Below are 11,762 nucleotides of genomic sequence, written 5' to 3'. Positions count from 1 at the left end.
AGGCTGCTATTATGACTTACTCAATCAAACTCCACAAGTATCTGCCCCTTCTCCCATTTGTCATTCCAGTTTTGTGCATTTGGGTGGTAAATACACCGTTCTTTTCAGAAGACCCTATCTCGTTATCTTATGCCATCACATTCGATCTTTTGATAACTACCCCGATTTTATATTTTCTAACGATACGAAAAAGTGAAATACCAAAAACGACTGTAGTTCCAGTGTTCATTCTGGGGATCGTGATAGCTTCGATAATTCTTCCAGATGAACATCAATTATATGTATCTCTGGTTAAAACGTGGTTTTTACCAATCCTTGAAATAAGCATTGTTACTTATCTGATTATTACGATTCGTAAAGCCATTAAGGAATTTAAATCTGCAGGTTCAATTGATTTCTTTTCAGCCGCTAAAGATGCTTCCAATAAGATATTGCCAAAAAAAGTGGCCATACTTTTCGCAACTGAGCTCTCCGTCTTCTATTACGGTTTGATCACCTGGAAAAGTCGAGCATTACAGCAAAATGAATTTTCCTATCATCAAAATACAAGTACCCGAATGGTCCTTGGTGTGTTTATTTTCTTAATAATAATAGAAGCAACCGCTGTTCATTTGCTACTTCAGGGTTGGAGTACAATTGCAGCGTGGATCCTAACTATCCTGAGCATTTATGGCTGCTTTCAAATTTTAGGGATTCTAAAATCCTTATCAAGAAGGCCGATTGTCATCAGCAAGGATTCAATCAATCTTAGATATGGTATCATGAACGAGGCTGAAATACCTCTTGAGCGTATTAAGAACATCATCCCGTTTACTCAACCCGTTGAAAAAAATGATGGGTACATTCATCTTTCTGCATTTAAAGACATGGAGGGTCATAACATTCTTATCGAATTAAAGGAAGAAATGCCATTAAATGGATTTTATGGAATGAAGAAGTCTTTTCGCAAATTGCTTTTATACATAGATCAGCCGGAAGCGTTTTATGAAAAAGTAGAGAAGAATCTCAATTCATTTGAGTAATCCAATCTCTGATGAGCTGCACGCCCTCTTTATGAGTCATCTTACGTCCCAATTCAGGCATCATTTCACCTGGCTCTAGAGATTCAATTCGATGTACCAAAATTGATTGATCAGGATTTCCCGGAACAATGCTGTACCTCAAACCTCCTGAACCTTTTCCTGCAGCGATAGGTGGCTTATTTACACCCAACCTGTACGGATCCGTTTGAGAGGCCAATAAATAAAGACCTGAATTCTTAGCAGGACCTTCCCTCCGATGGCAATGTGCACAATTGACTTCTAGCCAAGCCCTGGCCCTGTCGTCAAGCGTTGCTTTTTCATTTTCATAGTTGGTTAGGTAATTGAATTTTACTGAGTCAGAAACTTCCAACCATCCATTTTCTTTCCAGGTCGTCAGCTGATTATCTCTATTCAGTTGTCTTGCGGAAGGTCCAATGGGTATCATTTTGCCCTTCAGATCATGGCAACTCTTGCATTGAGGCTGTGATGGAATGGAGTAGTTAATACGTTGAAGATTGCCTTGCCGATCTTTCCACTCAACTGGGACCTGCTTTCCAAGAATCACTCGTTCAGCATCGGTCTGCATTTCATTCCATTCATAAACGATTGCGTTCCATCCATCTTCCTCATTGATTAAAAACCGAGTCTCAATAATTCTTTTTTTAGAATCTGGCGAACTAAAATCTTCGGGATAGTAGAAGTTCTTGATCAGTATGGTCCCTTTAGGGAAGTCAAGTACTTCATTTGGATGATAATCAATCTTCACTCCTTCAGGAAGTTTTATAAACCTGGCCTTGTAGGCATAATCAGAAAATAAAGCTGCATTGATCTCATAAGGAAATATTCTCGACTGAAAGTGTTGTAATTCATTCAATGGCTCTTTAAATATTTCCCATTCACTAAGGTATTTGGGGTAGTCATTTATTTCCTCCACCCCAAGACTTACTTCCTCTAATACCATTGGCTTTTTCTTCTCAGGAGAAGTACATGAAACGATCACAAGTAAAAGCAACAAACATTTTTTCATGGAAATATAGGGGCTATAGAACCAGTTCCACATTCATATAAGCTCCAGTCTGTCGTACGGCCTTCAAACTCGTTCGCAGCATCAATGTTGGCGAAATTGAAATCACCATTATTCTCCAGGCACATCACAAATTCTTCATCCTCGGGCATAATACCATCCATTGCAAAATCAGGGAGATTAAATGTAAAATACCTTAAAAAGAGCAGCCCAAAATCATTTTCGAATGTTGGAAACCAATGCTTGTTCTTAAACTCATTATCGTGGAAATAAACATAATTGGGATATGGATCATAAGATTGGTTGATGCGATTATTGGCAGAATCCAACTGAGAGCCTTCCTCCGCTCCTAATGCCTCCACCAACAAATAACTTACCAATGCTGTACCAATGGTTTTATTATGATGGATTCTATTGTTGAAGACTTCTATGCCTCGGGTTGCCATCATCATAATACCTGTACCAGGTGGAACTACGGCTACAACGTTACCCTCAGGTGCAAAATTTCTGTGATTATTGCTGATCACATCGTTATCAAAAACGCGTGTGGTGTGGCCATTTTGAGTTAGGCCAGGCATGTCAAAGATGAGAATACCTCCAGTATTGTCATGAGCATTATTACCATAGATTTCAACCCATCGGCTGTTTTCACTTTCAATCCCTGCAACGTTGTGATACACTTCATTATTTCGGATGATCACACTATCAGATTGACCCACATAAATTCCAGCATCTGAAGATCCGATCGCAAGGCAGTTTTCAACGATTACATTTTTACATAAAACCGGATAGAAAGCGTACGCACCATTTTCCTCATTGGGTTCGCCGGTCCACTGTGATTTTACATTTGTAAATCTGATTCCTTGGGTATCCGTGATTTTAATGTTATCTCCAGGCGAATCCTGAACAGTGAAGCCCTTAAAGGTCAAATTCTTACAATTGGCTGCTCGAATGCCTTCTGCTCCACCTTCCTGCAACTCGAATGACAGAACAGTCTTATCGATACCTGCTCCCTGAAAAATGACATCAGCTACCCCATCGAGTATCAATGGGTTCTTAAACATAAAATTCCCCTCTGGAATGTCAATGGTATCCCCATCCTGAGCCTGGATTAGCAACATCTGTAAATCTGATTCAATGGATTTCCATTGCACTGGTTCTTCCTGTTGTTGACTACAGGACATCACCAATATTAACATGAGTAGTAAGAGGTTCTTCATAGCTTAGTTGTTACTTATCAAATTTAATTGGTTTTGAGATGGAATGAAATGAATCCAATTGCAATCCATACTTTTGCGGCATGGAAAAGATTCAGGTAGATATTCTGCCAGGCATTGGACTCGGTAAGCTCAAATTCGGTATGTCCCGAGATGAGGTAAAGTCAATGCTAGGCGAACCTAATCATCAAGAAATAACGCACTACGGCGATGATGAGGAAGACAAGAGTGACGCTTGGGAATATCATCCCTTAAGACTCGATATGAGTTTCGAAGAAGCTGAGGATTGGCGTTTAACCATTCTCTCAGTCTCCTCGGAAGATTATCTTTTTAAAGGCAGTTCTTTGATTGGCTTAAGCCAGGAAGAGCTAATGGAAGAATTGGATTTACACGGAATAAAAGATCTTGAAATTGAGGATCTGTCATCAAAGGATCATCCTGAGCAAATACTGATTGCGTCTGAAGAATTAGGCATGAACTTTTGGCTACATCAGGACATATTGGAGGAGATTCAATGGGGTCCACTATTTGCTGATGAAAATACCATTCAATGGCCCGTATAATTGTTTGTCTAGAAAGGCATTCCTAATCATCTTTGCGGCTGTCACTTAATCAGGTTTATGTACAATGTTGTTATAATTGGAGGGGGTATCGTTGGGCTTGCCTCTGCTTTAAAAATCAAAGAAAAGAACCCAAACTACAAAGTTGCCATTGTAGAGAAAGAGCGTACCATCGCTCAGCACCAAACGGGTAATAACAGTGGGGTTATTCACTCCGGTCTTTATTACAAACCAGGTAGCTATAAGGCGAAAAACTGTGTAGATGGGTATAATAAACTTCTGGCTTTTTGTGACGAAGAAGAGATTCCCTATGAATTATGTGGGAAGATTGTGGTGGCAACCAAAGAATCTCAAATGGATGCACTCAATACCTTGCGAGAGAGAGGGCAAGCCAATGGACTTGATGGCATCAAACAATTAGGCGCGGAAGAACTCAAAGAATATGAACCCCATGTAGCCGGTGTTAGTGGATTGTATGTTCCCCAAACAGGCATCATCGACTACAAACTAGTGGCAGACAAATACGCAGAAAAGTTCAAGCATTTTGGAGGCGAGATTTTCTCATCTAACAAACTGGTTTCTTTCAAAGAAGAACGAGGTTTCATCCATGTGCATACAGAGAATGAGCGTTTTACTACTCGTGTAGTGGTTAACTGCTCTGGTTTGTATACAGACAAAATTGCAAAGCTATCCGGGGCAAAAATTGACTACAAGATTGTTCCGTTTAGAGGGGAGTACTATAAAATAAAACCCGAAAGAGAGCACTTGGTTAAAAACCTGATATACCCTGTTCCAGATCCAAATTTTCCTTTTCTTGGTGTACACTTTACTCGCCACATAGATGGAGGTATTGAAGCCGGTCCGAATGCAGTCCTTGCTTTCGCTAGAGAAGGATATAAGAAAAGCCAGATTAATATGAAGGAACTACTCGGTACTCTTTTCTATCCTGGCTTCTTGCGAGTGGCAGCCAAATACTGGAAAACAGGATTTGGTGAGATGTATCGTTCGTATTCAAAGGGAGCCTTCACCAGAGCCCTTCAAGAACTGATTCCTGAGATACAAAAGAAAGACCTGGTAAAAGGAGGTGCAGGAGTGCGAGCACAGGCCTGTGACAGAAAAGGTGGCTTGATCGATGACTTCTTGGTGGTTGAGCATGATAAGTTCATCAATGTAGGGAATGCACCCTCCCCTGCTGCTACATCTTCTTTGTCCATAGGCGAACGAGTCGCAGATATGGCTATCGAACGATTGAAGTGATTGCAATCAAAGAAGCTACTGTTGATGATGTAGATGAGATTATAAATCTCTTCGAATCCACTGTGAAAGCAGTGAATAAAAAAGATTATTCGCCTGAGCAAATAGCCATCTGGACCAACACAAAGGATCGGAATATCTGGACTGAAAAGGTGGAAAACCAAACATTTTATCTGGCTGAAAAAGATGATCAAATTGTTGGATTCTCCTCAATTGATGATTCCGGCTATATCGATTTTATGTATGTTCATAAGGACTTTCAAGGTCATGGCATAGCCAAGGCAATGCTCACTAAAATCGAGATGAAGGCTAAAGAACTCAAACTAAAGAAAATGTATTCATCCGTGAGCATCACTGCTCAACCTTTTTTTAAGTCAAAGGGATTTGTGGTATACGACAAAGAACACAAAGAACTAAATGGCGTCTCTTTCACAAATGCTCTGATGCAAAAGGTGTTATAAACACTGCATTAAATTCAATAGTGTCGATTTGTCTGTCTTTATTCGGATCCTCACGATACGAAAATCTAGTTAGTAATTGACGCAAATCATGACTTGTATTCTCTGAAAAGCACCTAGCTTATCTGCCCTTTCGGAACCAGAAGTACTTTCCGAACTCATCACACCGATGAATCAAAATAAATTGCCTGGAACAAGGTAGAATAATATGTAAGCGGTATATTTAAATACCAGCCTGGATATTTACTCTGATTCAAAAACAACTATGGATGTTAAATGAGTTGAATATCAAATCGAAAGAGGTATTTACAAAAAATTTCTTCAAGATGTTGTTATTCAGCGCACTAACCATCTTGTTCAGCTTAATTTCTTTCCAAATACCCGGACTGGTTGAAACCGGAAAGTCGAACCTTGTAGAAATTCCCCTCCTTATAAGTGTCTTTCATATCAAAAATCCACTTTTTCTCCTAGGCACTGTGCTTCTTGGATCCATCCGTCCCATAGAGTCAGATTTGTTCTTATTAATTTTTTTGGTTCATGCAATTTCAATATTGGTGACTTGGGTTATTTATTATAAATGGATTATTAACATATCAAACCAATTTATAAAGGGATTTTTATGGTTTGTTTACATCATAGGCTATTACTACCTATTGCTATTACCTATTACATTTTTCTTATCACAACTACTGAACTATACCACTTCTGGAACCTTCATTGAATTTGTAATAAATATCGGAATTCAAACTCGTTTTGAGTTAATAGCTACCGCACTAACAACGACACTTTACACCATTCTTTTAGGAATGTTCAAAGAGCTAAAAACGCACAAACAGGATCTTGAGCTCCTGGTAGACAAGAGAACCAAAGAATTGGTCACCACCAATAAAAAGCTTGAGGAGACCATTGTAACTAAGGATAAATTCTTTAAAATCATTGGTCATGATCTGAGAGGCCCGATGGCTCAGATAATTCAACTGATAGAACTCATTGAGACCAAATTAGAAACATTTTCTCAGCAAAGGTTACTTGATTTATTGAAGACGCTTAAGGAAAATTCAATGCGAGGTTTTGACCTTTTGGAAAATCTGATGCATTGGGCACGGTCACAAACCCAATCAATCAAGTTTGATCCTCAAGAGATTCAATTAGACACATTGATAGATGAAAATATTCACCTACTATCAAAGCATGCACAATCAAAAAAGATCTCAATCAACAATAACGTCCAATCCGGTACCATTATATATGGTGATAAGGACATGCTAAATACCATATTTAGAAACCTGCTTTCCAATGCTATAAAATTTACCATGAATGGTGGTACCATCGAAATCACAGCAAAGACAAGCGCTAATGAAATTACAATAAGCGTGAAAGATTCAGGTGTAGGCATGACAAATGAAATACAGGAAAGTCTTTTTCACATAGACAAAGGACCATCAATGATCGGAACAGATAATGAGAAAGGAACAGGTATCGGTCTTCTTTTATGCAAAGAATTCGTAGAGAGACACAATGGTAAGATTATCGTTGAAAGTGTAATAAATCTTGGGACTACCTTTCACATTACTATTCCCAAATCAGAGTCAACAATCGCTCCTAAGCTAATTGAGTAGCATCTTTATTCCCATTACCTCGATTCGTGTCCTAACGAAACGAAAAAAAGGGGTTGGTTTGTGAAGAAACAAACCATGGCATAAGTAAAACAAACATCATTTTAGCTGACTGAATTGTATCTTTATTCCATGCAATTCAACTTAGAAAAGTCTATCCTGGTACTAGAGCGGACACCTGCTGTTTTGAAACAACTGCTACATGGCTTACCTGAAGAGTGGGCCACCTCCAATGAAGGTCCGGAAACCTGGAGTCCTTATGATGTGGTCGGTCACCTCATCCAAGGGGAAAAGAAAGATTGGATCCCTCGAACAATGATCATTTTGGAGCACGGAGAGAAACAGCCGTTTACTCCATTCGATCGCTTTGCTCAGTTTGAAGAAAGCAAAGGAAAGTCGCTGATTGAGTTGTTGGAAGAATTTGAAAAGCTTAGAGAGAAGAACATTGTAGAGTTAAAAGGATTAAATATCACGGAGAAAGATCTACAAAAAACAGGAATGCATCCGGGACTTAGACAAGTCACGCTTGAAAACCTTTTGGCCGCCTGGGTTGTTCATGATTTAGGTCACATTCACCAGATATCCAGAGTCATGGCTAAGCAATACAAACGTGAAGTTGGGCCATGGACTGAGTATATGGGTGTACTTAAATAGTCAGTTGCCTGACGTATTGCTTAATCAAAGAAACTGATCATACTACATTAATCGTATATCAATCATGAAAAATCTAATCGTACTTTTTGCCATTACATTTTCTTTCATTTCCTGTGCTCAGCAGAAGAAAGAGAATGAGTCCAATGCTGCTCTGCCATTCGAAAAAATCGAGAAACCTGAAACTGAATGGGAAACACAGCTTACAGAACTGGAGTATCACGTACTTCGCGAAAAAGGAACAGAGCGAGCGTTTACCAGTGAGCTCTTAAAAGTGAAAGAAGAAGGCACTTTCGTATGTGCTGCATGCTCTCTTCCACTCTTTTCGTCAGAAACCAAGTTTAAATCCGGTACTGGATGGCCAAGTTTTTATGAGCCAATAAACGAGGTAAATGTCGCTGAGGAAGATGACATGTCTTATGGAATGGTACGTACAGAAGTATTGTGTGCACGTTGCGACGGGCACCTGGGTCATGTCTTTCCTGATGGACCCAAGCCAACAGGACAGAGATATTGCATCAATGGGGCTGCTTTAAAGTTTGAGAAGAAATAACCTCTTCAATAAACCAATTAGAAGCATATTCCATGTAGCTCCATTCATCATTTGGCAGGGTAAATCCTACATGACCTCCCTTTTCTGGCATTTCTAAATAGATGTTATCGCTACTTTCTGCCAGATCTATTGGGTAGCAGGGTTCGCCAAGCATGGGATCATTGATTGCATTAACAATGAGTAAAGGAATTTTGATATTTGGTAAAAACTGATCGCTTGTAATTCGAGCATAAAAATCATCCGCACTAGAATATTCAGGATGTACTCTTAATGTGAATTGCTCATCCAGTTGACGAAAGTTTTTTACATCACGAATTCCATCAACATCCATTTCTACAACCTCTGCCTTTGCTAAAATTTTTTCTTTAAGTCGCTTTACAAATCGCTTTTCATAAATTCTCCCTGCTCCTTTTCTTAACATTTCCGCACTGTTTTGAACATTGCAGGGTACTGAGAACGAGATTGCACCCTTTATTCTAGGATCTGGATTTCTTTCACCTAAATACTTTTGCTGCATACCTCCTCCCATAGAGTATCCAATCAATACCACTTCCTCATATCCATCCCTCAGTCCTCGATCGATGACCGCTGCAATATCTTCCGTAGCACCATGGTGATAGAATCTGGGCAACCGATTCATCTCACCGCTACAACTTCTGTTGTTCCATGCCAAAATGTCCCATCCTTTTTGAGAAAAGTACTGCGCAGGCCGCTTAATGTAATGTCTGTCTGCACTTCCCTCTAATCCATGACTAAGCACAATGAGTCTACGATTCTCTTGCTTTACCCAATCCAGATCAAGAAAGTCTCCATCGCTCAATTCCAATCTTTCACGCTCATATTCCACTCCATCTACCTGATAAAAAAGCGAAGGAATAATGGTCTCGAAATGACCATTAAAAAAATACCATGGCCTCTTAAGATATTTAGATTTGATTATTGGCATGAAAGGCGCAATTTTTGTGGTGAAGATTGATTACTTCAAAATCGAAATTACTACTGAATGAGGCTAAATCTCAAAGTTGCTCTACTTCTTTTCTTTGTCACGTTCCAATTGTTTTCGCAAAATGCGCTTGTCGTTGATGATGCTAATGGAAAGCCAATTGTAGATGTATTCATTTATCATGAAAATAAGGAGGATGTCGCCTATACCAATGAGAAGGGTATTGCCAATATATCAGCATTTCCGAAAGGGTTAGTCTTTTTTCAGCACCCCTCTTTTCATCAGCAATCTATCGCTTACCTTGGTAATGATCTGCGTGTCTCCTTGAAAGAAAAAATTCTCTCATTCAATGAAGTTGTTATTTCTGCCAATAAATGGGAACAAGAGGAGCAAAGCGTTTCTCAAAAGATACTGACCGTCAATAAAAAAACCATCCAATTTCAAAATCCGCAAACGTCAGCTGATTTGCTGGCTAATACAGGACAGGTTTTTGTCCAAAAAAGTCAACTAGGTGGAGGGTCACCAAAAATCAGAGGATTTGCAGCCAATTCAGTTCTTCTGGTAGTTGATGGTGTTCGAATGAACAACGCAATCTTCAGAAGTGGAAACCTGCAGAACGTAATAAATATTGATCCTAATGCACTTGAAAGTTCAGAAGTAATTTTTGGTCCCGGGTCTGTAATCTACGGCAGTGATGCGCTAGGTGGAGTTATGGACTTTCACACAATAGATCCTAAATGGTCAACTGATAATGTGGCGGATGTACGAGTGAATGGATTGGCACGCTATAGCACGGCTGCAAATGAACGAACAGGCCATATGGATGTATCTGTCGGACAAAGGAAGTTTACATTTTTCCATTCATCTTCATTTACAGCATTTGATGATTTAAGGGCCGGAGGCAATCGATCTGGTGGTTATGAGCGTGAGTTTGAGCGTAATTTTTATGTAAGACGAATAAACGGCCAAGATCAATTGGTGAGAAACGAGGACAAAAATGTACAGAAATTTTCAGGATACGACCTATTTAATAGTATCACCAAGTTTAAATATCGAGTAAGTCCTGACATGGATATAAGCTATGGTTTTTACTATAGTACAACTTCCGATATTCCTCGATATGATAACTTAACAGAAACTCTAGGTCCAAATACTGATTCTTTAAAAGCTGCGGAATGGTATTATGGTCCTCAGAAATGGCAGATGCATAATCTTAAGCTTACCTATTATCAGGGCAATTCAATATTTGATCAAGCAAGAGTTACCATGGCATACCAGCAATTTGAAGAGAGTAGAAATGACAGAGATTTTGGTAGTGACTCACTTAGAACTCGTTCTGAATTAGTAGACATGTATTCTTTGTCCATTGATTTTGACAAGGAATTCAATAGCTCAAATTTGTACTATGGAATTGATTTTTATCATAATGATATTTCGTCTGAGGCATTCAATAGAAACATTGAAACAGATGATATCACCAGCACTGAAACCAGATATCCGGATGGAGGAAGTACTTACACATCTTTTGCTGTTTATGGTAGCTATGTGAATGAGATTTCCAGTCAGGTCACCTTAAATAGTGGTCTTAGATTTAACGCCATAAGTCTGTCTGGTGAGACGACCAATCAGCAGGCAATTAGCTCCAGCATGGCAAATATTGACCTTTCTAATTCAGCACTAAACGGATCACTTGGTCTGGCCATTAATCTGAATGAAACAAATAAGATAAGTTATAATGTCTCTACCGGCTTTAGAGCTCCCAACTTGGATGATGTGGGTAAAGTATTCGACGTAGGTAATAGTCTGGTAGTCCCAAATCCTGGCTTAAAACCGGAATATTCATTGAGTTATGAGCTTTCGTATCAAAGAAAAACCGGCAGATCAATCTTCAAGGCAGTAGCATTTCATAGCCGACTCTATGATGCAATAGTAGACGGGCCTTTCCAGGTTAATGGCAGTAGCACGGTTATTTTTGATAATGAGACCCTAAACGTATTTGCAAAAGTCAATACTGGCGATGCTGAAATATATGGAGGCAGTATTGGGTATACAGCCGAAGTATCTGAAAACTGGGCCATTTCGAAGAACATTAGCTATACTGGCGGCAGAGACATCACAAACGATGAACCACTGAGACACACAACACCTATTTTTGGTAGAGCTTCGGTCACCTATCAAAAGAAGAGAATCAGGTCAGAGTTTTACATCGATTATAACAGCAACAGAGATCGGGATGATATACCTAGTTCGGAAATAGATAGGAAACCATACCTCTATACTGATAATGGATCTCCCGGATGGTATACTCTTAATTTGAAATCAAGTTTTCAATTAAACGAAACAGTCAATCTGAATGCAGGAATTGAGAACATTATGGACGCCCACTACAGGCCATACTCCTCTGGCATAAGTGCTCCTGGAAGGAATTTCGTCCTGGCGGTTAGAGCAAGTATCTAAGAGTCAT

11 protein-coding genes are annotated in these 11,762 nt (G+C 39.4%); 8 read left to right on the top strand and 3 right to left on the bottom strand.

Going from position 1 to position 11,762, the window contains the following annotated elements; translation table 11 throughout:
* Positions 1-11: 11 nt before the first annotated feature.
* On the top strand, positions 12-1,022 hold the full coding sequence (locus ACOMC3_RS06395) for a hypothetical protein (RefSeq protein WP_420318703.1): 1,011 nt from the start codon (positions 12-14) through the stop codon (positions 1,020-1,022).
* On the opposite strand, the gene ACOMC3_RS06390 is transcribed toward ACOMC3_RS06395, so the two are convergent.
* Positions 1,006-2,049, bottom strand: coding sequence for an SO2930 family diheme c-type cytochrome (locus ACOMC3_RS06390; protein ID WP_420318702.1), 1,044 nt, complete (start codon positions 2,047-2,049; stop codon positions 1,006-1,008). The genes ACOMC3_RS06395 and ACOMC3_RS06390 overlap by 17 nt on opposite strands.
* Positions 2,046-3,266: a parallel beta-helix domain-containing protein gene (locus ACOMC3_RS06385; RefSeq protein WP_420318701.1), complete on the bottom strand. Its 1,221-nt coding sequence runs from the start codon at positions 3,264-3,266 to the stop codon at positions 2,046-2,048. The genes ACOMC3_RS06390 and ACOMC3_RS06385 overlap by 4 nt, the downstream gene beginning before the upstream one ends.
* An 80-nt stretch (positions 3,267-3,346) precedes the next feature.
* Here ACOMC3_RS06385 and ACOMC3_RS06380 point away from each other — a divergent pair, with 80 nt between their 5' ends.
* The 6 genes from ACOMC3_RS06380 (at position 3,347) to msrB (ending at position 8,355) form a co-directional block, all read left to right on the top strand.
* A complete protein-coding gene (locus ACOMC3_RS06380; protein ID WP_420318700.1) occupies positions 3,347-3,826 on the top strand; it encodes a hypothetical protein in 480 nt (159 codons plus the stop codon).
* 57 nt (positions 3,827-3,883) lie between these two features.
* Positions 3,884-5,080, top strand: a complete 1,197-nt coding sequence (gene lhgO / locus ACOMC3_RS06375; RefSeq protein ID WP_420318699.1) for an L-2-hydroxyglutarate oxidase — start codon at positions 3,884-3,886, stop codon at positions 5,078-5,080.
* Entirely contained in the window at positions 5,077-5,538 is a 462-nt protein-coding gene (locus ACOMC3_RS06370; protein WP_420318698.1) for a GNAT family N-acetyltransferase, read from the top strand. Before lhgO ends, ACOMC3_RS06370 begins: the two co-directional genes overlap by 4 nt.
* Positions 5,539-5,804: 266 nt before the next feature.
* On the top strand, positions 5,805-7,154 hold the full coding sequence (locus ACOMC3_RS06365; protein WP_420318697.1) for a sensor histidine kinase: 1,350 nt from the start codon (positions 5,805-5,807) through the stop codon (positions 7,152-7,154).
* 129 nt (positions 7,155-7,283) lie between these two features.
* Positions 7,284-7,805 carry a DinB family protein gene (locus ACOMC3_RS06360; RefSeq protein WP_420318696.1) on the top strand — a complete coding sequence of 174 codons (522 nt, stop codon included), beginning with the start codon at positions 7,284-7,286 and terminating at the stop codon, positions 7,803-7,805.
* Positions 7,806-7,869: 64 nt separating this feature from the next.
* Positions 7,870-8,355, top strand: coding sequence for a peptide-methionine (R)-S-oxide reductase MsrB (gene msrB / locus ACOMC3_RS06355; protein ID WP_420318695.1), 486 nt, complete (start codon positions 7,870-7,872; stop codon positions 8,353-8,355).
* Here the strand turns inward: msrB and ACOMC3_RS06350 are convergent.
* Positions 8,321-9,301: a YheT family hydrolase gene (locus ACOMC3_RS06350; RefSeq protein ID WP_420318694.1), complete on the bottom strand. Its 981-nt coding sequence runs from the start codon at positions 9,299-9,301 to the stop codon at positions 8,321-8,323. The two genes, msrB and ACOMC3_RS06350, sit on opposite strands and share 35 nt — an antisense overlap.
* A 57-nt stretch (positions 9,302-9,358) precedes the next feature.
* Here ACOMC3_RS06350 and ACOMC3_RS06345 point away from each other — a divergent pair, with 57 nt between their 5' ends.
* Positions 9,359-11,755: a TonB-dependent receptor gene (locus ACOMC3_RS06345; protein ID WP_420318693.1), complete on the top strand. Its 2,397-nt coding sequence runs from the start codon at positions 9,359-9,361 to the stop codon at positions 11,753-11,755.
* Positions 11,756-11,762: the final 7 nt, after the last annotated feature.

This window comes from Ekhidna sp., from assembly GCF_965212185.1.
Classification (GTDB): domain Bacteria; phylum Bacteroidota; class Bacteroidia; order Cytophagales; family Cyclobacteriaceae; genus Ekhidna.
This window is presented reverse-complemented; position numbering and strand designations above follow the sequence as displayed.

Excerpts from the sequence above, each read along its gene's own strand:
- ACOMC3_RS06395 (WP_420318703.1), top strand. The coding sequence starts at position 12 with ATGACTTACTCAATCAAACTCCACAAGTATCTGCCCCTTCTCCCATTT.
- ACOMC3_RS06390 (WP_420318702.1), bottom strand. The coding sequence starts at position 2,049 with ATGAAAAAATGTTTGTTGCTTTTACTTGTGATCGTTTCATGTACTTCT.
- ACOMC3_RS06385 (WP_420318701.1), bottom strand. The coding sequence starts at position 3,266 with ATGAAGAACCTCTTACTACTCATGTTAATATTGGTGATGTCCTGTAGT.
- ACOMC3_RS06380 (WP_420318700.1), top strand. The coding sequence starts at position 3,347 with ATGGAAAAGATTCAGGTAGATATTCTGCCAGGCATTGGACTCGGTAAG.
- lhgO (WP_420318699.1), top strand. The coding sequence starts at position 3,884 with ATGTACAATGTTGTTATAATTGGAGGGGGTATCGTTGGGCTTGCCTCT.
- ACOMC3_RS06365 (WP_420318697.1), top strand. The coding sequence starts at position 5,805 with ATGTTAAATGAGTTGAATATCAAATCGAAAGAGGTATTTACAAAAAAT.
- ACOMC3_RS06360 (WP_420318696.1), top strand. The coding sequence starts at position 7,284 with ATGCAATTCAACTTAGAAAAGTCTATCCTGGTACTAGAGCGGACACCT.
- msrB (WP_420318695.1), top strand. The coding sequence starts at position 7,870 with ATGAAAAATCTAATCGTACTTTTTGCCATTACATTTTCTTTCATTTCC.
- ACOMC3_RS06350 (WP_420318694.1), bottom strand. The coding sequence starts at position 9,301 with ATGCCAATAATCAAATCTAAATATCTTAAGAGGCCATGGTATTTTTTT.
- ACOMC3_RS06345 (WP_420318693.1), top strand. The coding sequence starts at position 9,359 with ATGAGGCTAAATCTCAAAGTTGCTCTACTTCTTTTCTTTGTCACGTTC.